We start from the raw sequence: 24811 nt of genomic DNA on the forward strand, positions 1-24811 counted from the left end.
CCGGAGAAATGCCAGTTACGCGGTCTCTACCGTCGGAAAACTCTTGACCAGTTCGTCCAACTGCTTGAGTTGGGCCAGGAATGGCTCCAGCTTGTCCAGGCGCAGGGCGCATGGGCCATCACATTTGGCGTTGTCCGGGTCTGGGTGGGCTTCAAGGAACAGGCCCGCCAGGGACTGGCTCATGCCCGCCTTGGCCAGGTCCGTCACCTGGGCACGTCGCCCGCCAGCGGAGTCCGAGCGACCACCGGGCATTTGCAGCGCGTGGGTCACGTCGAAGAACACTGGGTATTCGAACTGTTTCATGATGCCGAAACCGAGCATGTCCACCACGAGGTTGTTATAGCCGAAGCTCGAACCCCGCTCGCAAAGGATCAACTGGTCGTTACCGGCTTCCACGCATTTGCTCAGGATGTGTTTCATCTCCTGAGGAGCGAGGAATTGGGCTTTCTTGATGTTGATCACCGCGCCGGTCTTGGCCATGGCGACTACGAGGTCGGTCTGGCGCGACAGGAAGGCCGGCAACTGGATGATGTCGCACACCTCGGCGACCACGGCAGCCTGCTCAGGCTCGTGGACGTCGGTTATGATCGGCACGCCGAAGGCTTGCTTGATGTCCTGGAAGATCCGCATGCCTTCTTCAAGGCCCGGGCCGCGATAGGAGGTCACGGACGAACGGTTGGCCTTGTCGAAGCTGGCCTTGAAGACGTAAGGGATACCCAGTTTCTGGGTGACCCGCACGTACTCCTCACACACCTGCATCGCCATGTCACGGCTTTCCAGCACGTTCATGCCGCCGAACAGCACCATGGGCTTGTCGTTGGCAATCTCGATGTCGCCTACGCGAATGATCTTCTGGGCCATCAGGTTTACGCCTTCTTCTGATGTTGCGTCAGTGCTGCTTTGACGAAACCACTGAACAACGGGTGACCGTCGCGCGGCGTCGAGGTGAACTCCGGGTGGAACTGGCAAGCCACGAACCACGGATGATCCGGTGCCTCGACCACTTCAACCAGCTTGCCATCACCGGAGCGGCCGGAGATTTTCAGGCCAGCTTCTTTGATCTGCGGCAGCAGGTTGTTGTTCACTTCATAGCGGTGGCGGTGACGCTCGACGATCACATCCTTGCCGTAGCAGTCGTGTACCAGCGAGCCAGCTTCCAGCAGGCAATCCTGTGCACCCAGGCGCATGGTGCCGCCCAGGTCGGACGTTTCGGTACGGGTTTCAACGGCGCCAGTGGCGTCTTCCCACTCGGTGATCAGACCCACGACCGGATGGCCGCTGCTGTGATCGAACTCAGTGGAGTTGGCGTCTTTCCAGCCCAGCACGTTACGGGCGAACTCGATAACGGCCACTTGCATGCCCAGGCAGATACCCAGGTACGGCACCTTGTTTTCACGGGCGTACTGCACGGCAGTGATCTTGCCTTCCACACCACGCAGGCCGAAACCGCCGGGAACGAGGATAGCGTCAACACCTTCGAGCAGCGCGGTGCCCTGGTTCTCGATGTCTTCGGAGTCGATGTAGCGCAGGTTGACCTTGGTACGGTTGCTGATACCGGCGTGGCTCATGGCTTCGATCAGCGACTTGTACGCGTCCAGCAGTTCCATGTATTTGCCGACCATGGCGATGGTGACTTCATGCTCTGGGTTGAGCTTGGCGTCGACAACCGCTTCCCACTCGGACAGGTCTGCACCGCCGCACTGCAAGCCGAAACGCTCGACCACAAAATCATCCAGCCCCTGGGAATGCAGGATGCCCGGGATCTTGTAGATGGTGTCGGCGTCTTCCAGGGCAATCACCGCACGCTCTTCAACGTTGGTGAACTGCGCAATCTTGCGACGCGAGGAAATGTCGATCGGGTGATCGGAGCGGCATACCAGCACATCCGGCTGCAGGCCGATGGAACGCAGTTCCTTGACCGAGTGCTGGGTAGGCTTGGTTTTGGTTTCGCCGGCAGTGGCGATGTACGGCACCAATGTCAGGTGCATCAGCATCGCGCGCTTGGCGCCGACTTCGAAACGCAACTGGCGGATGGCCTCGAGGAACGGTTGGGACTCGATGTCACCCACGGTGCCACCGATCTCGACCATGGCCACGTCGGCATCGCCTGCACCCTTGATGATGCGGCGCTTGATTTCGTCGGTGATGTGCGGGATCACCTGGATGGTTGCACCCAGGTAGTCACCACGGCGCTCCTTGCGCAGCACGTGCTCGTAGACACGGCCGGTGGTGAAGTTGTTGTTCTGGGTCATGGTCGTGCGGATGAACCGCTCGTAGTGGCCCAGGTCCAGGTCGGTCTCGGCGCCGTCGTGGGTGACGAACACTTCACCGTGCTGGAACGGGCTCATGGTGCCCGGGTCGACGTTGATGTACGGGTCCAGCTTGAGCATGGTGACCTTAAGTCCCCGCGCCTCCAGGATGGCCGCCAATGAAGCGGAGGCAATGCCTTTCCCCAATGAAGAAACAACACCGCCCGTGACGAATATGTAGCGCGTCATGAAAAACCCTAGAAGTCTGCGTTAAAGCGGTCCGAGCCGCCGGGGAAAGCGAAGGAAGGCCGAAGCCCCCGATCACCTGCATTAATCACAGTGCACCTTTCAAAAAAACCGCCGCGTTGTGACAGACCAGCAATGAAGCACCGGTACGTTGATCGCTACACATTTTTTGGAATCGCCCAGCAAAGACTGCTTGGTAATCGGCAACGACTGCGATTCAGGCGAATCCACAGAAGTTGTATCAAGAAGGGAGCGTAGTCTACCGGAAAGGCGCTATCAGCTCAAACCTTGATCGCAGGTCTGTGGCAACCAATCCAATTGCACCTCACCCACCGACCTGGACCATGCCCCCGCAACACTTGGCACAGCCAGCAATTGCTCGCCCCGATAGACCAGCGGCAATCTGCCACGGGCGAAGCCCGGCATGCCGCTTTCATTCAGCAGACGCTTGAGATCCCGCCGGCCTCGGCCCGCTACGTCGATGATTTCGCCACCCTGGCGATAACGCACCTGCAGCGGGCCTTCGGGGGCCTTGCCGATAAACCTCAGTTGACCATTGCCCGTTAACTCTAGTGGATCTTGCGGATCGGGCCAGCTCACCGATGCGTCGGAAAACTCCGACCAGGTCGAGGGCAACCACCAGATGCGTTCACCGCTACGCTGCATTTGGCCGTCGGCCAGGCGCCACAGAGGCTGTGCGTCGCTCTTGGCATCGCGCAGGGCATGCCAACCGGCCCAGTGGTCGCTGTCGGGTAAACGGGTCAGTGGCGTGAGCCAATGCCGCAGGGCGTTACGCTGGCGGGCATCGGATAGCTCGCGCAATGGTTCAAGCGCCAGGGACGGCAGAGGCAACCAGGGAAACGCAGAAGGCTGATCGGCGCGCTGCAGGTCCATCATCGCCAATTCGTCGAGCAGCCCTTGCGCCTCAGCCATGTGTTCAGCCGTGCGAGCCAAGTGGGTGATCGCCTGTGGCCAGCGTTTCGTCAGCGTGGGAAGTACGTGGTGACGCAGGTAATTGCGGGAAAACCGTGGATCAACGTTGGAGGGGTCGTCGATCCACTGCAACTGATGCTGATGGGCGTAGGCTTCCAGGTCGCTACGGGAAAATGCCAGCAACGGCCGCACCAAGCACCCCTGCGCCAAGGGGCGATGCTCAGGCATAGCCGCCAGCCCTCTTACACCGGCGCCACGCAGCAGGCGAAACAGCAGGGTTTCGGCTTGATCGTCGCGATGCTGGCCAGTGAAAAGCACCTCCCCCACCCCTAGGACCTGCATGAACGCTTGGTAGCGCGCCTCGCGGGCCGCACGTTCAAGGCTCGCACCCTGACCGACCTGCACGCGCATGACGCGCAAAGGTACGCCCAGGCTGTCGCAGACCGATTGGCAATGAGAGGGCCAAGCATCGGCAGCAGCTTGCAGGCCATGGTGGACATGGACGGCGCTGACAGGAGGCAGATTTTCGATTTTGGCCAATGAGGCCAGGAGGTGCAGCAGAACGGTGGAGTCGAGACCGCCGGAGAATGCGATATGCCAGGCCGGCGCGTTGCGCCAGTCGGCCAGGGTGTGCAGGAGTGTGGCCGGCAGGGTTGGTTTCATCACACGTCACCGCCGCAAAGCTTGAATACGTCCGTCAGCATACACAAAACAAATGTGGGAGCCGGGCTTGCCCGCGATGCAGGCACCTCGAGGTATCAGTGATACCAAGGTGATGCTATCGCCGGCAAGCCAGCTCCCACACAAGCCGGCTCCCGCATTGGGTACAGCGTCGGCTTAGAGGCCGTAGCTCATCAGGCGCTCATAACGACGAGCCAGCAGCGCTTCGTTATCCAGCTTCTTGAGCATCGCCAGTTGCGACCCCAACTCGGCACGGATGGTCGCAGCAGCGGCAGCCGGGTCACGGTGGGCGCCGCCCAGTGGCTCGGCGATGACCTTGTCCACGATACCCAGGCCTTTGAGGCGATCGGCGGTGATACCCATGGCTTCGGCAGCGTCCGGCGCCTTTTCGGCGGTTTTCCACAGGATCGAGGCACAACCTTCCGGCGAGATCACCGCGTAGGTCGAGTACTGCAACATGTTCAGTTGGTCGCAGACACCAATGGCCAGGGCACCGCCGGAACCACCTTCACCAATCACAGTGGCGATGATCGGGGTTTTCAGGCGCGCCATGACGCGCAGGTTCCAGGCAATCGCTTCGCTCTGGTTGCGCTCTTCGGCGTCGATACCCGGGTAGGCACCCGGCGTGTCGATGAAGGTCAGGATCGGCATCTTGAAGCGCTCGGCCATTTCCATCAGGCGGCACGCCTTGCGATAGCCTTCCGGGCGCGGCATACCGAAGTTGCGGCGTACTTTCTCGCGCACTTCACGGCCCTTCTGGTGACCGATCACCATCACCGGCTGGTCGTCCAGGCGAGCGATGCCGCCCACGATGGCTGCGTCGTCGGAGAAGTGACGGTCGCCGTGCAACTCGTCGAACTCGGTGAAGATGTGTTCGATGTAGTCCAGGGTGTAGGGACGGCGCGGATGGCGAGCCAGGCGCGCGATCTGCCAGCTGGTCAGCTTGCCGAAGATGTCTTCGGTGAGCGTGCTGCTCTTGTCTTGCAGGCGAGCGATTTCATCACCGATGTTCAGCGAATTGTCATTGCCGACCAGGCGCAGCTCTTCGATCTTGGCTTGCAGGTCAGCGATCGGCTGTTCGAAATCAAGAAAATTCGGGTTCATAAGCGTCCGTCTTGGGTCAACGGCCAAGGGGTGCCTGGCCAGCCGGTTGTCTATTCGCGCCCTACCTTAAGGGAGAGGCGCGTTTAGGTCGAGATTAAATGTTTAGTCGAGATCAGATCTATATGACCGTCAACGGTATTGGAGGAAGACGTTGTCTCGCCCGAACTGGTCACGCAAAGCTTGAATCAAGCCATCAGCGGGATCAATTCGCCACGTCTCACCAAACTGCAACATGGCCTTGGCATCGCTGCCGGTGTACTCCATGGTCACCGGGCATGCGCCACGATGGCGTTTTAGCAGGTCACCCAACCAGCGTAGCTGATCACCTTTAAGCGCTTCGGTCTTGACCTTCAGGCGCAGGCTTTCGGCCAGGTTGGTGCGGGCGTCTTCCATGCTCATCACGCGCTTGATGCGCAGGCGCAGGCCACCGGAGAAGTCATCATTGCTGACCTCCCCTTCCACCACCACCATGGCGTCGGTCTGCAACAGCGATTGGGCGGAGTGAAACGCGTCGGCAAACAATGACGCTTCGATGCGGCCCGAGCGGTCATCGAGGGTGATGAAGCCCATCTTGTCGCCCTTCTTATTTTTCATCACCCGCAGGGCGATGATCATACCGGCGACGGTCTGGGTATCCCGCGCCGGTTTCAGGTCGATGATGCGCTGGCGGGCAAAACGGCGGATTTCGCCTTCGTACTCGTCAATCGGGTGGCCAGTGAGGTACAGGCCCAAGGTGTCTTTTTCACCCTTGAGGCGCTCCTTCAGAGTCAGCTCCTTGGCCTTGCGGTGATTCGCGTAGACATCCGCATCTTCTTCGACGAACAGCCCGCCAAACAGGTCGGCGTGGCCGCTGTCATGGGTACGGGCGGTCTGTTCGGCGGCCTTGATCGCCTCTTCCATGGCGGTCAGCAGCACCGCACGGTTGCGGTCGATATTGGCCTGGTAAGCCTTCGGCTCATCATGAAAATACGGGCCAAGACGGTCGAGTGCGCCGCTGCGGATCAGGCCATCGAGGGTACGCTTGTTGATGCGCTTGAGGTCAACGCGTGCGCAAAAGTCGAACAGGTCCTTGAACGGCCCGTCCTGACGCGCTTCGGTAATGGCCTCGACCGGGCCTTCGCCCACGCCTTTGATCGCGCCAAGGCCATAGATGATGCGGCCTTCGTCGTTCACCGTGAACTTGAACTCCGAAGCGTTCACGTCCGGCGCGTCGAGGCGCAGCTTCATGGTGCGCACTTCCTCGATCAAGGTCACGACCTTGTCGGTGTTGTGCATATCCGCCGAAAGTACCGCCGCCATGAACGGTGCCGGGTAGTGGGCTTTCAGCCAGGCGGTCTGGTACGACACCAGGCCATAGGCGGCGGAGTGGGATTTGTTGAAGCCATAACCGGCGAACTTTTCTACCAGGTCGAAGATGTTACCGGCCAGGTCGGCATCAATATTGTTGGTGGCGCAACCTTCAATGAAACCGCCGCGCTGCTTGGCCATTTCCTCGGGCTTTTTCTTACCCATGGCGCGACGCAGCATGTCCGCACCGCCGAGGGTGTAGCCGGCCATCACCTGGGCGATCTGCATCACCTGTTCCTGGTACAGGATGATGCCGTAGGTCGGCGCCAGTACGGGCTTGAGGCCTTCATACTGATAGTCGGAATGCGGGTAAGCCAGCTCGGCCCGGCCGTGTTTACGGTTGATGAAGTCATCCACCATGCCCGATTGCAGCGGGCCCGGACGGAACAGGGCCACCAGTGCGATCAAGTCTTCCAGGCAGTCGGGCTTGAGCTTTTTGATCAGCTCCTTCATGCCCCGGGATTCAAGCTGGAACACTGCGGTGGTTTCGGCTTTTTGCAGCAGGCTGTACGTCGGCTTGTCGTCCAGCGGGATAAACGCGATATCCAGCGGCTCTTCGCCGACCTTGGCACGGTCGCGGTTGATGGTCTTGAGTGCCCAGTCGATGATCGTCAGGGTCCGCAGGCCGAGGAAGTCGAACTTCACCAGGCCGGCGGCCTCCACGTCGTCCTTGTCGAACTGGGTGACCAGGCCGTCGCCTTCTTCATCGCAATAGATCGGCGAAAAGTCGGTGAGCTTGGTCGGCGCAATAACCACACCACCGGCGTGTTTACCGACGTTACGCACCACGCCTTCGAGCTTGCGCGCCATGTCCCAGATTTCGGCGGCTTCTTCATCGACCTTGATGAAGTCGCGCAGGATTTCTTCCTGCTCGTAGGCTTTTTCCAGGGTCATGCCGACTTCGAACGGGATCATCTTCGACAGGCGGTCCGCCAAACCGTAGGATTTGCCCTGCACCCGCGCCACGTCGCGGATTACCGCTTTGGCGGCCATGGAGCCGAAGGTGATGATCTGACTTACCGCGTTGCGACCGTATTTTTCGGCCACGTACTCAATCACGCGGTCACGGCCATCCATGCAGAAGTCGACGTCGAAGTCGGGCATGGAAACCCGTTCCGGGTTCAGGAACCGTTCGAACAGCAGGTCATATTCAAGCGGGTCAAGGTCGGTGATCTTCTGTACGTAGGCCACCAGCGAGCCAGCACCTGACCCCCGGCCAGGGCCTACCGGCACACCGTTGTTTTTGGCCCACTGGATAAAGTCCATTACGATCAGGAAGTAACCGGGGAACCCCATCTGGATAATGATATCCAGCTCGAAATTCAACCGATCGACATACACCTGGCGCTTGGCTTCGTAGTCCTCGGTGGTGTCCTTGGGCAGCAGGACGCTGAGGCGTTCCTCCAGGCCATCGAACGACACTTTGCGAAAGTATTCGTCGATGGTCATGCCATCGGGAATCGGGAAGTTGGGCAGGAAGTGTTTGCCCAGCTTCACTTCGATGTTGCAGCGCTTGGCGATCTCGACGGAGTTTTCCAGGGCCTCGGGCAAGTCGCTGAACAGCTCCGCCATTTCCTCGGCGCTTTTGAGGTACTGCTCTTCGCTGTAGTTCTTCGAGCGGCGCGGGTCATCCAAGGCACGGCCTTCGCCGATGCACACGCGGGTCTCGTGGGCTTCGAAATCTTCTTTCTTGATAAAGCGCACATCATTGGTCGCCACCAGCGGCGCACCCAGCTTATCGGCCAGGGCTACGGCAGCGTGCAGATGCTCTTCATCGTTGGGGCGGTTGGTGCGCTGGACTTCCAGGTAGAACCGGCCTGGGAACACCTGCATCCACTCACGCGCCAGCACTTCGGCTTCCTGAGGGTTGCCGCCCAGCAGCGCGATACCGATTTCGCCCTCTTTGGCCGCCGAGAGCATGATCAGACCTTCGCTGGCTTCGGCCACCCACTCGCGCTCGATGATGATCGAGCCGTTGCGCTGACCATCGATAAAGCCACGGGAGATCAGTTCGGTGAGGTTGCGATAACCCACGCCGTTCATCGCCAGCAGGCTGATGCGGCTCAGGGGGTTATCCGGGTCTTTGTTGGACAGCCACAGATCGGCGCCGCAGATCGGCTTGATGCCGGCGCCCATGGCGTTCTTGTAGAACTTGACCAGGGAACACATGTTGTTCTGGTCGGTAACCGCAACCGCAGGCATGTTCATGCCCACCAGGGTTTTGACCAGCGGTTTGATCCGTACCAGGCCGTCGACCAGGGAGTACTCAGTGTGCAGGCGTAGATGAACGAATGAAGCCGGCATAGTGATCCTGTCTTGATACATGAAAACAACAAGGCCCGGATTGTACCGGGCCTGGGTAAAAACATCAGCCTTGCTGCTATACCTCGATCAGACTTTCACGGGCCTCATAAGCCTGGCGCACCGGGGCAAACGAGCGGCGATGGATCGGGGTGGGGCCGAGCCGAGCCAGGGCTTCCAGATGAACGGGGGTCGGGTAGCCTTTATGGCCACCAATGCCGTAGCCGGGATAGATCAATTCGAACGCGGCCATTTCACGGTCGCGGCTGACCTTGGCCAGGATCGAGGCGGCGGCAATGGCGGGAACCTTGCTATCGCCCTTTACCACCGCTTCGGACGGCATTGTCAGTTTGGGGCAGCGGTTACCGTCGATCATCGCCATTTTCGGGGTGATGTGCAGCCCTTCCACAGCGCGCTGCATCGCCAGCATGGTGGCGTGCAGGATATTCAGCTCGTCGATTTCTTCGACTTCAGCCCGGGCGATATGCCAGCTCAGGGCTTTCTCACAGATCTCGTCATAGAGCTTTTCGCGACGGGCTTCGGTGAGCTTCTTCGAATCGTTGAGCCCCAGGATCGGGCGGTTCGGATCAAGGATCACCGCCGCCGTGACCACTGCGCCACACAGCGGGCCGCGCCCGACTTCGTCAACACCCGCCACCAGTTCGTGGGCTTGGGCGACGAGACTGAAATCCAGGCCCATTTGCATGGTCATAAGGCTTCCTGTTTATGGCCGATCAGGGTCAACACGGCGTCGGCCGCCTGGTTCGAGGCATCACGGCGTAACGTGCGGTGAATATCGTCGAAACCACGGGTCTGCTCTTCGCCGCCGTCAATCAAGGGTAGTAGGGTTTGCGCAAGCGCTTCGGGCGTTGCATCGTCCTGCAACAACTCCGGCACCAGCAGGCGCTGGGCCAGCAGGTTGGGCAAGGAAATGTAAGGGCTCTTGACCATGCGCTTGAGGATCCAGAAGGTCAGTGGCGCCAGGCGATAGGCCACGACCATCGGCCGCTTGTACAGCAGGGCCTCAAGTGTGGCAGTGCCCGAGGCGATCAACACCGCATCGCAGGCTGCCAGGGCCAGGTGGGACTGGCCATCGAGCAGGGTCAACGGCAGGTTGCGGCCTTCCAGCAGGGTTTCGATCTGTGCACGACGTTGTGGACTGGCGCAAGGCAGCACAAAGCGGATTCCCGGCTTTTGCGCCTGAAGACGTTCGGCAGCATCAAAAAACAACGCCCCCAAACGCCCCACCTCACCGCCACGACTGCCTGGCATCAACGCTACCAACGGGCCATCGGGCAAGCCCAGCTCGGCGCGCGCAGCCGCACGATCAGCCTGCAAGGGAATGGCGTCAGCCAGGGTGTGGCCGACAAACCGCACCGGCACGCCCTTCTCCTCGTAGAACCGGGCTTCGAATGGAAGCAAGGTCAACATCAGGTCGCAGCCTTCGCGGATTTTCAACACACGCTTCTGGCGCCACGCCCACACGGATGGGCTGACGTAGTGCACGGTCTTGATCCCGGCCTGGCGCAACTTGAGTTCGATATTGAGCGTGAAGTCCGGCGCATCGATGCCGATAAAGACGTCAGGTTTTTCTTCGATCAGCGTCTTGATCAGCAGCTTGCGACGAGCCAGCAGCTCACGCAGGCGCCCCAAGACTTCCACCAGTCCCATGACCGACAGGCGCTCCATGGGGAAATAGGAGGTCAGGCCTTCGGCCTGCATCAACGGGCCGCCGACCCCGATAAATTCCACCGCCGGATGCTGGGCCTTGAGCGCGCGCATCAAGCCAGCACCCAGGATATCGCCGGAAGCTTCACCGGCCACGAGCGCAATACGCAGAGTGGCCATGATCAGCGGGTGATGCCGCGAGTCGAGGTCTGGATAGAATCACGGAATACAGCGACTTCCGGGAACTGCGTGGCAGGCTCGGCCAACTCGGCCAGGGCCTGCTCCACGGTCAACCCTTGGCGGTAAACCGTCTTGTAGGCACGGCGCAGGGCGTGGATGGCTTCTTCGCTGAAACCACGACGACGCATGCCTTCAAAATTCATGCTGCGGGCTTCGGCAGGATTGCCGAACACCGTCACGAATGCCGGGACATCCTTGCCGATGGCGGTGCCCATACCGGAAAAGCTGTGGGCGCCGATATGGCAGTATTGATGTACCAGGGTGAAGCCGGAAAGGATCGCCCAGTCATCAACGTGCACATGGCCTGCCAACGCAGTGTTGTTGACCAGGATGCAATGATTGCCGATCACGCTGTCATGGCCGATGTGCGCATAGGCCATGACCAGGTTGTGATCACCCAAGGTGGTTTCGGCGCGATCCTGCACGGTGCCACGGTGAATGGTGACGCCTTCACGGATAATATTGTGGTCACCGATTACCAGGCGTGTTTCTTCACCCTTGTACTTCATGTCCGGGGTGTCTTCGCCTACCGAGGAAAACTGGTAGATGCGATTGTGTTTGCCAATGCGGGTCGGACCCTTGAGGATCACGTGCGGCCCGATGACAGTCCCCTCGCCGATTTCCACACCTGCGCCGACGATCGACCAAGGGCCGACCTCAACGTCGGCGGCCAGTACGGCCGACGGATCGATGATTGCGCGAGGGTCAATCAAACTCATAGTTTGCGTTCCGCACAGATGATCTCGGCAGAGCACACCGGCTTGCCATCTACCGAGGCCTGGCATTCGAACTTCCAGATCTGGCGTTTGCAACTGATGAACTTGGCTTCCAGGATCAACTGGTCACCCGGGGTGACCGGGTTGCGAAAACGCAGCTTGTCCGAACCCACGAAATAGTAAAGCGTGCCGTCAGCAGGCTTGAGGTCGAGCATTTTGAAACCAAGGATACCGGCAGCCTGGGCCATGGCTTCGATGATCAACACACCTGGCATGATTGGATGCGCAGGAAAGTGACCATTGAAGAATGGTTCGTTGATGCTGACATTCTTGTAGGCACGAATGCGCTTTTCCTCGACATTGAGGTCCACTACGCGGTCCACCAGCAGGAACGGGTAACGGTGAGGCAGGTATTCGCGAATCTCGTTGATGTCCATCATTTCGGGGGGAAGCCTGTAATAAAGATTGGGGGCGGGCGCACCAGGCGCACGCCCCGCTAGCAAATCAAGGAGGCCGTCTAGCGGCTGCGCACACTTGATATGGAAATGGTATCAGCCTTCTGATGAAGCATTACCGCCAGGGGTCACGTCCCCGACACGCTTTTCAAGCTGTTTGATACGTCGTGCCATGTCGTCGATCTTCCTCAAACGCGCGGCACTCTTGCGCCATTCGGCCGCAGGTTGCATCGCGGTACCGGACGAGTAGGCCCCTGGCTCTGTGATCGAGTGGGTCACCATAGTCATGCCGGTGATGAAGACGTTGTCGCAAATATCGATATGTCCCACCAGCCCAACGCCACCGGCGAGCATGCAATGCTTGCCGATCTTGGTGCTGCCGGAAATACCCACGCAGGCCGCCATGGCGGTGTGATCGCCAATCTGCACGTTGTGGGCGATCTGGATCTGGTTATCGAGCTTCACACCGTTGCCGATCACGGTATCAGCCAAGGCCCCGCGATCCACGGCGGTGTTCACGCCGATCTCCACATCATCGCCGATCAATACGCCACCGACCTGGGCGATCTTGTGCCAGACACCTTTGGAGTTGGCAAAGCCAAAGCCTTCGCCGCCGATAACAGCACCGGACTGAATGACCACACGCTGACCAATACGCACATCGTGGTAGAGGGTCACGCGGGGGGCCAGCCAACCATCGGCACCAATTTCACAGCGTGCACCGATAAAGCAGTGGGCACCCACGGTGACACCAGCACCAATACGCGCCCCGCTTTCGATCACGGCGAATGCACCGATGCTGGCGGCAGGATCAACCTGGGCATCATCGGCGATCACGGCAGACGGGTGAATACCGCCGGCCGCCTTCGGCTTGGGATCGAACAGGTGCGACGCCTTGGCGTACGACAGGTACGGATCGGCCACCACCAGCGCATCCCCGGTAAACCCTTCGGCGTCGGCGGCCTTCAGCAACACTGCTGCGGCCTGGCAGTCGACCAGGTATTTACGGTATTGAGGATTTGCGAGGAAGCTCAACTGAGCTGGGCCAGCCTCCTGCAAGGTGGCTAGCCCAGTGATTTCTTTCTCCTTGGAGCCACGCAAGGTGGCCCCCAGGAACTCGGCCAACTCGCCGAGCTTGATAGTCGCTGTCATGGTTTACTTCAGCTGGTTCATGCGCTCGATCACCTGGCGGGTGATGTCGTATTGAGGCTTGACGTCGATCACGGCGCCACGCTCGAACACCAGGTCAAAGGCACCCTTCTTGATGACTTCTTCCACAGCGCTGTCCAATTTCGGCTTGAGCTGCTTGAGCATTTCGCGGTCGGCCACAGCCTTGGCTTCGTTCAGCTCCTTGGATTGGAACTGGTAGTCACGGGCCTTTTGCTTGAATTCAAGCTCCAGACGCTCGCGCTCGCCTTGCTGCATCTTGTCGCCACCGGCTACCAGGCGGTCCTGGATACCCTTGGCGCTGCTTTCCAGTGTCTTGAGCTTGGTCAGCTGCGGACCGAATTTCTTCTCGGCATCCACGGCGTATCGCTTGGCCGCATCGGACTCCAGCAGGGCCATCTGATAGTTCAGGACCGCGATTTTCATTTCGGCGAAGGCCGGGGTGGTGACCAGCACAGTGGCCAGCAAGACCAATTGAGTCAACTTACGCACGATGTACTCCTACAGAATCCGTTGTCGTTATCTTAGGTCAGACGCTTAGAACGTCTGGCCGAGGGAGAATTGGAAAATCTGGGTTTCAGCGTTATCCGGTTTCTTGATCGGCATGGCCAGAGCAAAGCTCAACGGGCCCAGCGCAGTCACCCAGGTCACACCCACGCCCACGGAGCTCGCCAGGTTGCTGAGGCTCACGTCGTTGCATTGAGTATTGGACTTCAAGCCACTTGGGTTTTTGATCTGTTCGCACTTGGAGTCGAACACGTTACCCACGTCCCAGAAGACCGAAGTACGCAGGGAACGCTGGTCCTTGACGAACGGCAGCGGGAACAGAATCTCCGCACCACCCTGGATCAGCACGTTACCACCGAATGGCAGCGGGTCGTTGTCCGAGTCAGCGACAGTGCCCTGGTTACCGGTCCGGTCAAAACCGCGGCTCGGCGTACCACGCGGACCCAGAGTGCTGTCCTTGAAGCCACGTACCGAGTTGAAACCACCTGCATAGTAGTTTTCATAGAACGGCAAGCCATTGGTCGAACCATAACCGTCGCCATAGCCCAACTCTGTGTGCAGGCGCATGGTGTAGTTATCGCTCAACGGCTGGAACAACTGGCCGCGGTAGTCGAGCTTGAAGAACGACAGGTCGCTGCCCGGCGTAGTGACTTCCGCGGTCAGGCTCTGGGAGTGGCCGCGGGTTGCCAGTACGCCTTTGTTCAGGGTCGACTCGGACCAGCCGGCAGACGCCTTGAAGTTCAGGAACTTGTCGCCTTCACGACGGGTGAAGTCGAAGATTTCGTCCACGGTATAAATACCGGTCTTGATCTCATCCTGCTGGGCGGTAAGGCCGAAGGTCAGGCGCGAAGTCTCGCTGATCGGGTAACCCACGTTTACACCGGCACCCAGGCTGTCGATCGCATAGCTTGCAACGTCAACATCGAGGTCTTTGTAGTCGGTGGTGCGGTAGAAGGCGTTGTAGCCCAGGCTCACACCGTCTGCAGTCCAGTAGGGGTCGGTATAGCCGAAGTTGTATCGGCTCTGGTATTCGCTGCGGGTCAGGCCGATGGACACACGGTTACCGGTACCCAGGAAGTTGTTCTGCGTGATGGAACCACCCAGGATCAAACCGGCACTCTGGGCGAAACCGACGCTGGCGGTGATCGAACCCGAGGCTTGTTCTTCCACGGCGTAGTTCACGTCAACCTGGTCATCCACACCCGGTACGGCCGGGGTTTCGACGTTGACTTCCTTGAAGAAGCCCAGGCGCTCGAGACGGGTCTTGGACTGGTCGATCAGGTAGGTCGAAGCCCAGCCACCTTCCATCTGACGCATTTCACGACGCAGCACTTCGTCCGCGGACTTGGTGTTGCCGCGGAAGTTGATACGGTTGACGTAGGCACGCTTGCCCGGATCGACGACGAAGGTGATGTCCACGGTGTGGTCTTCATCATTCGGGGTCGGCACGCCGTTGACGTTGGCGAAGGTATAGCCTTCGTTACCCAGGCGGCGGGTGATCAGTTCTGAGGTGGTGGTCATCAGCTTGCGCGAGAACACCTGGTCCTTCTGCACGAGCAGCAGGGACTTGACCTGGTCTTCAGGCACTTTCAGGTCGCCGCTGAGCTTGACGTCACGAACCTTGTACTTCTCGCCTTCGTTGACGTTGACGGTGATATAGACGTGCTTCTTGTCCGGGGTGATGGACACCTGGGTCGAAGCGATGTCCATGTTGATGTAGCCACGGTCCAGGTAGTAGGAGCGCAGGCGTTCCAGGTCACCGGAGAGTTTTTCACGGGCGTACTTGTCATCGTTCTTGAAGAACGACAACCAGTTGGTGGTCTTGAGTTCGAACAGGTCGACCAGGTCTTCATCAGGGAACTTGGTGTTGCCCACGACGTTGATGTGCTGGATGGCGGCCACGGTGCCTTCGTTGATGTTGACCTTCAGGCCCACACGGTTACGAGGCTGGGGGATCACTTCGGTTTCCACGGTCGCGGAGTAGCGGCCCTGGGCAACGTACTGACGTTGCAACTCGTTACGCACACCCTCAAGGGTTGCGCGCTGGAAGATCTCGCCCTCGGCCAGGCCCGATTGCTTCAGGCCCTTCATCAGGTCTTCAGTGGAGATGGCCTTGTTACCTTCGATCGCGATACTGGCGACGGAAGGTCGCTCGACGACCGTGATGACCAGGACGTTGCCTTCGCGACCCAGTTGGATATCTTGAAAGAACCCGGTTTTGAACAGCGCACGAGTGGATTCCACCAGGCGACGATCATCCGCCTGTTCCCCGACGTTCAACGGCAAGGCACCAAAGACGCTACCCGCGGAGACCCGCTGGAGGCCATTGACGCGAATATCGGAGATGGTGAAGGACTCGGCGTGAACTTCGGCGATCATCAATACGGTGAGAACCGCAGTTAGCAGCAGACGTTTCATGAAGTCCTTTCTTATTCCAACTGGCAATAAACAAACTGCCGCAAAATGCGGCAGATTCGCAATTCAGCGAAGCGTTACAGACGTCCCAGATCGTTGACCAGGGCTAACAACATCACCCCGACCACCAAACTGATACCAATCTGTATCCCCCAACCCTGCACCCGATCCGACAAGGGGCGACCACGCACCCACTCGACCAGATAAAACAGCAGATGCCCCCCATCCAATACTGGAATGGGCAGCAAATTCAGAACCCCAAGGCTAATACTCAGATAAGCCAGGAAATTCAGGAAATCCGCGACACCCGACTGGGCAGAAGCGCCCGCCACTTTAGCAATGGTTATCGGTCCACTCAAGTTTTTTACCGAGAGCTCACCGAACAACATTTTCTTGAGGGATTCGAGGGTCAGCACGCTCATGGTCCAGGTGCGTTTCGCGCCCTCTGCAATCGCTGCCAAAGGCCCGTAGCTGACCTCTCGCACCATCGATGGCGGCCATTCGACACCTTTGACCCCTGCCCCCAGGTAGCCCCCGGCCGCCTTGGCTTCGCCTCGCACCGACAGGGTCACGGGGACGTCGATTTGAGCACCGTCGCGCTCAACTTTCAGCACAATTTTGGTATCAGGGCGCACACGCACCAGGTCGACCACCTGCTGCCAGTCATCCAGCGCCTGGCCATCAAGGGCCAACAGGCGATCACCGGTTTTCAGGCCAGCAGCCTGGGCCGGCCCTTTTGGATCCAGCTCGGCCAGCACCGGCGGCAAAGCCGGACGCCAAGGGCGGATCCCCAGGGATTTGATCGGATCGGGCTCATCGGCGCCCTTGAGCCAATGGTCCAGCGCCAATGCCCGCGGGGTTTCAGCGCTGGAGTCCTGGTTACGCACCACCACATTGACGGTGCCGCTTTCACCCAGGCGACGCACCAACTGCAAGTTGACCGCGCCCCAACCTGTGGTGGGTTCGCCATCAATGGATACAATTTCCTGCCCTGCCGTCAGGCCCGCCTTGGCCGCGATGCTGTCGGCTTCGACCGCGCCAATGACCGGGCGCACCTGCTGGCTGCCCAGCATGGCCAAGACCCAGAAGAACACCATCGCCAACAGGAAGTTGGCGATCGGTCCCGCCGCGACAATCGCAATACGCTGACGAACGGTCTTGCGATTGAAGGATTGGTCCAACTGGTCCGCAGGCACTTCGCCTTCGCGCTCATCGAGCATCTTGACGTAGCCGCCCAACGGGATAGCAGCAATGACAAACTCAGTGCCTCGGCGATCATGCCAGCGCAACAACGGCATGCCGAAACCGACGGAAAAGCGCAATACCTTGACGCCGCAACGACGCGCCACCCAGAAGTGGCCGAATTCGTGGAAGGTCACCAACACACCCAGAGCAACCAGGGTGCCGACAATCATGTAGAGCGCACTCATCTAATTTCTCCGCATTTCAATCCAATGCCTGAAGACTCAAACCTGCCCGCGGCCTAACCCGCATTGCGATCCAACCATTGCCCGGCCAGGGCTCGGGCCTTGGTGTCGGCCTCGAACACCGCCTCCAGGTCATTCACTGCCACTACCGGCTCAAGCGCCAGGACGTCCTCGATGATACTCGCGATCTGCGGAAAGCGGATGCGCCGCTCAAGAAACGCCGCCACGGCAACTTCGTTGGCCGCGTTAAGCATCGCCGGGGCACTGTTACCCGCCTCGGCCGCTTGCCGCGCCAGGCGCAAACAAGGGAAACGCTGCTCGTCCGGGGCTTCGAAGTCCAGGCGCGCGATTGCAAACAAGTCCAACGGTGCTACGCCGGAATCAATCCGCTCAGGCCACGCCAAGGCGTTGGCGATCGGTGTGCGCATGTCCGGGTTACCCAATTGCGCCAACACCGAACCATCCACGTAATCGACCAGGGAATGGATCACACTTTGTGGGTGAATGACCACCTCAACCTGGTCAGGCCGCGCATCGAACAGCCAGCATGCCTCGATCAACTCCAGGCCCTTGTTCATCATGCTCGCCGAATCCACGGAGATTTTGCGCCCCATGGACCAGTTCGGGTGAGCGCATGCCTGATCGGGAGACACATGGTCCAGCTCGGCCGACGGAGTCTGGCGGAATGGGCCACCCGATGCCGTCAGCAAAATTCGGCGCACGCCGACCTGGCTCAAGCCGCGGGCAAAATCACCGGGCATGCACTGGAAGATGGCGTTGTGCTCGCTGTCCAGAGGCAGCAGCACCGCTCCGCTCTTACGCACCGCTTGCATAAAGAGCGCGCCGGACATGACCAAGGCTTCTTTGTTGGCCAGCAGGATTTTCTTGCCAGCATCGACTGCCGCCAAGGTCGGACGCAAACCTGCCGCACCGACAATCGCCGCCACTACGGTATCCACGTCCGCATCGGCCGAGACCTGGCATAAGCCTGCCTCGCCAACCAATACATGAGTGGCCAGCCCGGCAGCCCGCAGATCATCCTGCAGACTGCGAGCCGCAGCAGCTTCCGGCACCACGGCAAAGCGCGGCGAGTGACGCACGCACAAGGCCAGCAACTCGCGCAAACGCGTGAAGCCGGTCAGGGCGAAAACCTGATAGCGATCGGGGTGACGCGCGATGACATCCAGGGTACTGAGCCCGACCGAGCCGGTCGCACCCAGCACCGTAACCTGCTGCAGGCCGCTCACGAAGCGATCATCCACAACAGCACGGCAAAAATAGGCAGCGCGGCGGTGAGGCTGTCGATACGGTCAAGCACACCGCCATGACCTGGCAGCAGGTTACTGCTGTCCTTGATGCCCGCCTGGCGTTTGAACATGCTCTCGGTAAGATCGCCCACCACCGAGATGAAGACGACGATAGCCGTCCCAAGCAAGGCCAGAAGCACTTCCTTTACCGACCAGTCACGCACCACACCGACCACCAGGGTGATCAGCAGCGTCAAGGCCAGACCGCCGTATACGCCTTCCCAGCTCTTGCCGGGGCTTACGGCCGGGGCCAGCTTGCGTTTGCCAAAGGCTCTCCCCGAGAAGTAGGCACCAATGTCGGCGCCCCATACCAACACCATCACAGCCAGGATCAATTCGTTGCCCAGCGGGTAACGCTTTATCTCCACCAGCCCTTGCCAGGCCGGCAAGAGGATCGCCAGGCCAATCACCAGCTTGCAGGCCACGCTGGACCACTGGCTACTGGTGCGCGGATAGGTGAGCACCAGGAAAGTCGCCAACGCCCACCACAACACTGCAGCCCCCAGCACCCAGGGCGCGATGTCCGGCAGGATGTACATGAAGAACAACAACAGCGCGACCAAGGCGGCATAGGCCATACGCGGCAACTGGTTGACAAAGCCTGCCAGGCGCGCCCACTCCCACGCACCAAGGGTCACAACCAGGCCGATGAACAGCGCAAAGCCGGAACCGTCGAGCAGGAAAAAACCGCACAAGGCAATCGGCAGCAGGATCAGCGCCGTGATGATTCGTTGTTTAAGCATTTAAACCCGGGCTCCAGCTTCGATCTGCTCGCTCGTTTTACCGAAGCGACGCTGACGGGAAGCGAAATCAGCCAGTGCATTACGCATGGCTTCGTGTTTGAAGTCCGGCCAGAACAGGTCGGAGAAGTACAGCTCGGTGTAGGCCAGCTGCCACAGCAGGAAATTGCTGATGCGATGCTCGCCACCGGTGCGAATGCACAAGTCCGGCAACGGCAGGTCGCCGGTCACCAGGCAGGTTTGCAACAGTTGGGGCGTGATGTCGTCCGGGCGCAGATGGCCGGCCTGCACTTCGCGGGCCAGCCGCTGCGCAGCCTGGGCAATATCCCACTGACCACCGTAGTTGGCTGCGATCTGCAACACAAAACGGTTACTACCGGCAGTGATGGCCTCGGCTTCGCGCATGGCAGCTTGCAGCTCCGGATGGAAACGCGAGCGATCACCGATGATACGCAGACTGATGTTGTTGTCGTTGAGGCGCTTGGCCTCACGACGCAGAGCCTTGAAGAACAGGTCCATCAAGGCACTGACTTCATCGGCGGGTCGCTGCCAGTTCTCACTTGAGAACGCGAACAAGGTCAATACTTCAACCTTTGCCTCGGCGCACACCTCAATCACCGCCCTTACCGCGTCAACACCCGCTTTATGCCCGGCAACACCCGGCATAAAGCGTTTTTTCGCCCAGCGATTATTCCCATCCATGATGATCGCGACATGGCGCGGCACCACGGAGGGCACAGTCTGCTTGGTCTTTTCCATGAAGGCGTCCTGACCCCTTATACGGCCATCAGGTCCTTTTCTTTTTCTTCGGTCGCCTTGGTGATCTGGGCTTCGGCGTCCTTGGTCAGCTTGTCGATATCAGCGACGGCACGGCGCTCTTCGTCTTCGCTGATTTCCTTGTCCTTGACCAGTTTCTTCAGGTCGCCCAGTGCATCGCGGCGGATGTTACGCACGGCAACGCGCGCATCTTCAGCAGCACTGCGCGCCTGCTTGGTGAAGCCCTTGCGGGTTTCTTCGGTCAGGGCTGGCATGGAGATCAGCAGCAACTCGCCCAGGTTGGTCGGGTTGAGGTTCAGGCCGGCACTCTGGATAGCCTTGTCGACGGCGGCGAGCATGTTGCGCTCGAAGGCAACAACTTGCAGGGTACGCGAATCCTTCACGGTCACGTTGGCCACGCCGCTCAGCGGGGTGTCGGAACCGTAGTAAGGCACCATCACGCTGCCCAGGATGCTTGGGTGCGCCTTGCCAGTACGGATCTGGCCAAAGGCGTGGCTCAAGGATTCCAGGGATTTCTGCATACGCGCCTGGGCGTCTTTCTTGATTTCGTTGATCATTGTTGGCCTTCCTCGATCAGAGTCCCTTCTGCGCCGCCGTGTACGATATTCAGCAGGGCGCCGGGCTTGTTCATGTTAAATACGCGCAGCGGCATCTTGTGGTCGCGGCACAGGCAGATAGCGGTCAGGTCCATGACACCCAGCTTGCGATCCAGTACTTCATCGTAGGTCAGATGATCGAACTTCTCGGCATGCGGGTCTTTGAATGGGTCTGCAGTGTATACGCCATCCACCTTGGTCGCCTTCAACACCACGTCAGCATCGATTTCGATAGCACGCAGGCATGCGGCCGAGTCGGTAGTGAAGAACGGGTTACCTGTGCCAGCAGCAAAGATCACCACTTCCTTGGAGTTCAGGTGGCGCATGGCTTTGCGGCGATCATAGTGATCGGTCACGCCAACCATGGAAATTGCCGACATCACGATGGCCGAGATGTTGGCGCGCTCCAGGGCGTCGCGCATGGCGAGGGCGTTCATCACAGTGGCCAGCATGCCCATGTGGTCGCCGGTAACCCGGTCCATACCGGCCGCACTCAGTGCCGCACCGCGGAACAGGTTGCCACCACCAATCACCAGGCCGACCTGCACGCCGATACCGACCAACTGGCCGACTTCCAGCGCCATGCGGTCAAGCACCTTGGGGTCGATCCCGAACTCTTCCGAGCCCATCAGGGCCTCGCCGCTGAGCTTGAGTAGAATGCGTTTATAGCGAGCCTGATAACCACTGCCCTGCTGAGCCATTGCGAATCTCTCCTGCGGCGTATTTTTTAAAAATTCTTGGCGAGCCGTTTACGGCTTGCGTTCACTCTAGCTGGACGCTGTCACAGCGCCATCGGAACACGGCTTTGTAAGCCAGTTCCGAGAGGAAACCAAATAAAATTGGCCTTCCCATTTGAAAAGAGGCTGCGCGCGTGAGCGGGCAGCCTCTTTCGGCGACAGTTTGGAACTGTCTTATTGCTTGGCGGCAGCCAGCTGGGCAGCAACTTCTTCAGCGAAGTTGTCGACCGGCTTCTCGATGCCTTCGCCTACTTTGAAGTAAGTGAAGGAAACGATTTCAGCACCGGCTTTCTTGGCCAGTTCGCCAACCTTGATCTCAGGGTTCTTGACGAACGCCTGCTCAACCAGGCTTGCTTCGGCCAGGAACTTGCTGATACGGCCTTTGACCATGTTCTCAACAATGTTTTCTGGCTTGCCTTTGATTTTTTCTTCGTTCAGCTGCAGGAACACAGCTTTTTCACGCTCGATCGCTTCGGCCGAAACTTCCGAAGGCAGCAGGAACTCAGGGTTGCTTGCAGCAACGTGCATCGCGATGTCTTTGGCCAGCTCAACGTCGCCGCCTTTCAGAACAACTGCAACACCGATTTTGTTGCCGTGCAGGTAGCCACCAACTACATCACCTTCAACGCGAACCAGGCGACGGATGTTGACGTTTTCGCCAACCTTGCCGACCAGTACCAGGCGAGCTGCTTCTTGAGCTTCGATCAGAGGCTCAACAGTGGTCAGCTTGTCAGCGAAAGCTTTTTCGACGCTGGCAGCAACGAATGCCTTGAAGTCATCCTGCAGAGCCAGGAAGTCGGTCTGGGAGTTCACTTCCAGCAGAACGGCGGATTTGCCGTCTTCTTTCAGAGCGATAGCGCCTTCAGCAGCCACGTTACCTGCTTTCTTGGCAGCCTTGATGGCGCCGGAAGCACGCATGTCATCAATGGCTTTTTCGATGTCGCCGCCGGCCTTGGTCAAGGCCTTTTTGCAATCCATCATGCCTTCGCCGGTACGCTCACGCAGTTCTTTAACCAACGCTGCAGTAATCTCTGCCATTTCAAAATCCTCTTGGATAGGTTTTCAACCATTCCACCCGATTAAACGGGCGATCAATTCTTCCCGAATTTCCGTTGTAGGCCGCTGCACGTTACAAATAATGTAGCTGCGCTGCCGACAAATGGTTTTCGAGGTGGCAAAAAGGGGGCCAAGCCCCCTTTTTGCTTACTGAGTCAACGCCAGGGCGTCAATTACTCAGCGGCAGCTACCGGAGCTTCTTCAACGAACTGCTCGGTACCACCAGCAACGTGGTTGCGACCACGGATTACAGCGTCAGCCATCGAACCCATGTACAGCTGGATAGCGCGGATTGCGTCATCGTTGCCTGGGATGATGTAGTCAACGCCTTCCGGGCTGCTGTTGGTATCGACTACGCCGATAACCGGGATGCCCAGCTTGTTGGCTTCGGTGATCGCGATGCGCTCGTGATCAACGTCGATAACGAACAGTGCGTCAGGCAGACCGCCCATGTCCTTGATACCACCCAGGGAACGATCGAGCTTTTCCAGGTCACGGGAGCGCATCAGCGCTTCTTTCTTGGTCAGCTTAGCGAAAGTACCGTCTTCGGCTTGTACTTCAAGGTCACGCAGACGCTTGATGGAAGCACGGATGGTTTTGAAGTTGGTCAGCATGCCGCCCAACCAGCGGTGATCCACGTACGGCGAACCGCAACGTGCTGCTTCTTCAGCAACGATCTTGCCAGCGGAACGCTTGGTGCCAACGAACAGGATCTTGTTTTTGCCCTGGGCCAGACGCTCTACGAAAGTCAGCGCTTCGTTGAACATTGGCAGGGTTTTTTCAAGGTTGATAATGTGAATCTTGTTACGCGCGCCGAAAATGTACTTACCCATTTTCGGGTTCCAGTAACGGGTCTGGTGACCGAAGTGCACACCGGCCTTCAGCATATCGCGCATGTTGACTTGGGACATGATAGTTCCTTAATAAGTCGGGTTTGGCCTCCACGTATCCCAATGACCAACCAGCGGCATCAAGGCCTCCGGCACCCAGGTCATCGTGTCGACACGTGTGTGGATTTAAGCTTTGCGGGGTATCCCCGGAAAGCGGCGCATTTTATACCACAGCATCGGCAAAAACGAAACCCGCAATCACACTTGCCGGTCGTCGTCTTTGCGTAACCCCTTGAATACAGCCAACATGCCTCTACCTCATAGAGAGAAGCGATCACCAGACGCGCATGATTTGCCAGCATCGTCTGTTAGAATCGCGTTTTTTGGGACTTGCGCGAATGCTGTACCCCTTTGTCGCGCTCCCCGTGAACCGTATTGATTTCAGCGCGTCGCGCTAGAGAGAGCCTGTATGACCGTTACCTTGAAAACCGCCGAAGACATCGCAGGCATGCGCGTTGCCGGCAAACTGGCTGCCGACGTGCTGGAAATGATCGCCGAACACGTCAAGCCCGGCGTCACCACCGAAACGCTGGACCGCATTTGCCACGACTATATAGTCGACGTGCAAAAAGCCATCCCTGCCCCGCTGAATTACAAAGGCTTCCCCAAGTCGATCTGCACCTCGATCAACCACGTGGTCTGCCACGGCATTCCCGGTGACAAGCCACTGAAAGACGGCGACACCCTGAACATCGACGTCACGGTGATCAAGGATGGTTACCACGGCGACACCAGCCGCATGTTCCACGTCGGTAATGTGCCGGTATGGGCCGAGCGTCTGTCCCAGGTCACCCAGGAATGCATGTACAAGGCCATCGAGATCGTCAAGCCCGGCTGCCGCCTGGGTGACATCGGTGAAGTGATCCAGAAGCACGCGGAAAAGAACGGCTTCTCGGTGGTGCGCGAGTTCTGCGGCCACGGTATCGGCAAGGTGTTCCACGAAGAGCCGCAGATTCTGCACTACGGCCGTGCCGGTACCGGTATGGAACTCAAGGCCGGCATGACCTTCACCATCGAACCGATGATCAACCAGGGCAAGGCCGACACCAAGGTGCTGGGCGACGGCTGGACCGCCATCACCAAGGACCGCAAGCTCTCGGCCCAGTGGGAACACACCCTGCTGGTCACCGACACCGGCTACGAGATCTTCACCCTGCGCGCTGACGACACCATCCCACGCGTTTCGGCCTGAAGGTCGCCCAGGTTTTCCCGCAACGTGTTGTGACTGACTGATAGATAGAAAGGAAAGCCG

General features: G+C 59.1%; 21 protein-coding genes. 1 reads left to right on the forward strand and 20 read right to left on the reverse strand.

Features of this window, described 5'->3' with window-relative positions; all coding sequences use genetic code 11:
• Positions 1-15: 15 nt before the first annotated feature.
• From kdsA to rpsB, 20 genes are all read right to left on the reverse strand, one after another.
• A complete protein-coding gene (kdsA, locus tag FXO12_RS11320; protein WP_003189190.1) occupies positions 16-861 on the reverse strand; it encodes a 3-deoxy-8-phosphooctulonate synthase in 846 nt (281 codons plus the stop codon).
• A 5-nt stretch (positions 862-866) separates the two neighbouring features.
• Entirely contained in the window at positions 867-2498 is a 1632-nt protein-coding gene (locus FXO12_RS11325; protein WP_003189189.1) for a CTP synthase, read from the reverse strand.
• A 273-nt stretch (positions 2499-2771) separates the two neighbouring features.
• Positions 2772-4091 (reverse strand): tRNA lysidine(34) synthetase TilS, encoded by a 1320-nt coding sequence (tilS, locus tag FXO12_RS11330; protein WP_057975606.1) that lies wholly within the window; start codon positions 4089-4091, stop codon positions 2772-2774.
• A 174-nt stretch (positions 4092-4265) separates the two neighbouring features.
• Positions 4266-5213 (reverse strand): acetyl-CoA carboxylase carboxyltransferase subunit alpha, encoded by a 948-nt coding sequence (locus tag FXO12_RS11335; RefSeq protein WP_003189182.1) that lies wholly within the window; start codon positions 5211-5213, stop codon positions 4266-4268.
• Positions 5214-5342: 129 nt separating this feature from the next.
• On the reverse strand, positions 5343-8864 hold the full coding sequence (gene dnaE, locus FXO12_RS11340; RefSeq protein ID WP_003189180.1) for a DNA polymerase III subunit alpha: 3522 nt from the start codon (positions 8862-8864) through the stop codon (positions 5343-5345).
• Positions 8865-8940: 76 nt separating this feature from the next.
• Positions 8941-9567, reverse strand: coding sequence for a ribonuclease HII (rnhB, locus tag FXO12_RS11345; protein ID WP_161793220.1), 627 nt, complete (start codon positions 9565-9567; stop codon positions 8941-8943).
• A gap of 2 nt (positions 9568-9569) precedes the next feature.
• Positions 9570-10709 (reverse strand): lipid-A-disaccharide synthase, encoded by a 1140-nt coding sequence (lpxB, locus tag FXO12_RS11350; protein WP_034126836.1) that lies wholly within the window; start codon positions 10707-10709, stop codon positions 9570-9572.
• 2 nt (positions 10710-10711) lie between these two features.
• Positions 10712-11488 carry an acyl-ACP--UDP-N-acetylglucosamine O-acyltransferase gene (lpxA, locus tag FXO12_RS11355; RefSeq protein ID WP_032893181.1) on the reverse strand — a complete coding sequence of 259 codons (777 nt, stop codon included), beginning with the start codon at positions 11486-11488 and terminating at the stop codon, positions 10712-10714.
• Positions 11485-11925, reverse strand: a complete 441-nt coding sequence (gene fabZ, locus FXO12_RS11360) for a 3-hydroxyacyl-ACP dehydratase FabZ (RefSeq protein WP_003172281.1) — start codon at positions 11923-11925, stop codon at positions 11485-11487. The genes lpxA and fabZ overlap by 4 nt, the downstream gene beginning before the upstream one ends.
• Positions 11926-12036: 111 nt before the next feature.
• A complete protein-coding gene (gene lpxD, locus FXO12_RS11365) occupies positions 12037-13092 on the reverse strand; it encodes a UDP-3-O-(3-hydroxymyristoyl)glucosamine N-acyltransferase (RefSeq protein ID WP_034126835.1) in 1056 nt (351 codons plus the stop codon).
• A gap of 3 nt (positions 13093-13095) precedes the next feature.
• Positions 13096-13599 (reverse strand): OmpH family outer membrane protein, encoded by a 504-nt coding sequence (locus FXO12_RS11370; protein WP_003189173.1) that lies wholly within the window; start codon positions 13597-13599, stop codon positions 13096-13098.
• Positions 13600-13644: 45 nt separating this feature from the next.
• Positions 13645-16032, reverse strand: coding sequence for an outer membrane protein assembly factor BamA (bamA, locus tag FXO12_RS11375; protein WP_057975605.1), 2388 nt, complete (start codon positions 16030-16032; stop codon positions 13645-13647).
• 74 nt (positions 16033-16106) lie between these two features.
• Positions 16107-17459 carry a sigma E protease regulator RseP gene (gene rseP, locus FXO12_RS11380; protein ID WP_054899099.1) on the reverse strand — a complete coding sequence of 451 codons (1353 nt, stop codon included), beginning with the start codon at positions 17457-17459 and terminating at the stop codon, positions 16107-16109.
• A gap of 53 nt (positions 17460-17512) precedes the next feature.
• Entirely contained in the window at positions 17513-18703 is a 1191-nt protein-coding gene (gene ispC / locus FXO12_RS11385; protein WP_057975604.1) for a 1-deoxy-D-xylulose-5-phosphate reductoisomerase, read from the reverse strand.
• A complete protein-coding gene (locus tag FXO12_RS11390) occupies positions 18700-19506 on the reverse strand; it encodes a phosphatidate cytidylyltransferase (RefSeq protein ID WP_034126832.1) in 807 nt (268 codons plus the stop codon). Before FXO12_RS11390 ends, ispC begins: the two co-directional genes overlap by 4 nt.
• A complete protein-coding gene (gene uppS, locus FXO12_RS11395) occupies positions 19507-20262 on the reverse strand; it encodes a polyprenyl diphosphate synthase (protein WP_054899097.1) in 756 nt (251 codons plus the stop codon).
• Between the two features lie 17 nt (positions 20263-20279).
• Positions 20280-20837: a ribosome recycling factor gene (gene frr / locus FXO12_RS11400; RefSeq protein WP_003189163.1), complete on the reverse strand. Its 558-nt coding sequence runs from the start codon at positions 20835-20837 to the stop codon at positions 20280-20282.
• Entirely contained in the window at positions 20834-21577 is a 744-nt protein-coding gene (pyrH, locus tag FXO12_RS11405) for a UMP kinase (protein WP_003189161.1), read from the reverse strand. Before pyrH ends, frr begins: the two co-directional genes overlap by 4 nt.
• 210 nt (positions 21578-21787) lie before the next feature.
• Entirely contained in the window at positions 21788-22651 is an 864-nt protein-coding gene (gene tsf / locus FXO12_RS11410) for a translation elongation factor Ts (protein WP_005785711.1), read from the reverse strand.
• Positions 22652-22842: 191 nt separating this feature from the next.
• A complete protein-coding gene (gene rpsB / locus FXO12_RS11415; RefSeq protein ID WP_003189158.1) occupies positions 22843-23580 on the reverse strand; it encodes a 30S ribosomal protein S2 in 738 nt (245 codons plus the stop codon).
• 388 nt (positions 23581-23968) lie between these two features.
• On the opposite strand from rpsB, the gene map reads away from it, so the two are divergent.
• Positions 23969-24751: a type I methionyl aminopeptidase gene (map, locus tag FXO12_RS11420; protein ID WP_054917857.1), complete on the forward strand. Its 783-nt coding sequence runs from the start codon at positions 23969-23971 to the stop codon at positions 24749-24751.
• Positions 24752-24811: the final 60 nt, after the last annotated feature.

The sequence above is a fragment of the Pseudomonas sp. J380 genome (assembly GCF_009827115.1).
In the GTDB taxonomy this organism is placed as follows: Bacteria; Pseudomonadota; Gammaproteobacteria; order Pseudomonadales; family Pseudomonadaceae; genus Aquipseudomonas; species Aquipseudomonas paracarnis.

Coding starts and splice junctions, on each gene's coding strand:
- kdsA (WP_003189190.1), bottom strand. CDS start 861: ATGGCCCAGAAGATCATTCGCGTAGGCGACATCGAGATTGCCAACGAC.
- FXO12_RS11325 (WP_003189189.1), bottom strand. CDS start 2,498: ATGACGCGCTACATATTCGTCACGGGCGGTGTTGTTTCTTCATTGGGG.
- tilS (WP_057975606.1), bottom strand. CDS start 4,091: ATGAAACCAACCCTGCCGGCCACACTCCTGCACACCCTGGCCGACTGG.
- FXO12_RS11335 (WP_003189182.1), bottom strand. CDS start 5,213: ATGAACCCGAATTTTCTTGATTTCGAACAGCCGATCGCTGACCTGCAA.
- dnaE (WP_003189180.1), bottom strand. CDS start 8,864: ATGCCGGCTTCATTCGTTCATCTACGCCTGCACACTGAGTACTCCCTG.
- rnhB (WP_161793220.1), bottom strand. CDS start 9,567: ATGCAAATGGGCCTGGATTTCAGTCTCGTCGCCCAAGCCCACGAACTG.
- lpxB (WP_034126836.1), bottom strand. CDS start 10,709: ATGGCCACTCTGCGTATTGCGCTCGTGGCCGGTGAAGCTTCCGGCGAT.
- lpxA (WP_032893181.1), bottom strand. CDS start 11,488: ATGAGTTTGATTGACCCTCGCGCAATCATCGATCCGTCGGCCGTACTG.
- fabZ (WP_003172281.1), bottom strand. CDS start 11,925: ATGATGGACATCAACGAGATTCGCGAATACCTGCCTCACCGTTACCCG.
- lpxD (WP_034126835.1), bottom strand. CDS start 13,092: ATGACAGCGACTATCAAGCTCGGCGAGTTGGCCGAGTTCCTGGGGGCC.
- bamA (WP_057975605.1), bottom strand. CDS start 16,032: ATGAAACGTCTGCTGCTAACTGCGGTTCTCACCGTATTGATGATCGCC.
- rseP (WP_054899099.1), bottom strand. CDS start 17,459: ATGAGTGCGCTCTACATGATTGTCGGCACCCTGGTTGCTCTGGGTGTG.
- FXO12_RS11390 (WP_034126832.1), bottom strand. CDS start 19,506: ATGCTTAAACAACGAATCATCACGGCGCTGATCCTGCTGCCGATTGCC.
- uppS (WP_054899097.1), bottom strand. CDS start 20,262: ATGGAAAAGACCAAGCAGACTGTGCCCTCCGTGGTGCCGCGCCATGTC.
- frr (WP_003189163.1), bottom strand. CDS start 20,837: ATGATCAACGAAATCAAGAAAGACGCCCAGGCGCGTATGCAGAAATCC.
- pyrH (WP_003189161.1), bottom strand. CDS start 21,577: ATGGCTCAGCAGGGCAGTGGTTATCAGGCTCGCTATAAACGCATTCTA.
- tsf (WP_005785711.1), bottom strand. CDS start 22,651: ATGGCAGAGATTACTGCAGCGTTGGTTAAAGAACTGCGTGAGCGTACC.
- rpsB (WP_003189158.1), bottom strand. CDS start 23,580: ATGTCCCAAGTCAACATGCGCGATATGCTGAAGGCCGGTGTGCACTTC.
- map (WP_054917857.1), top strand. CDS start 23,969: ATGACCGTTACCTTGAAAACCGCCGAAGACATCGCAGGCATGCGCGTT.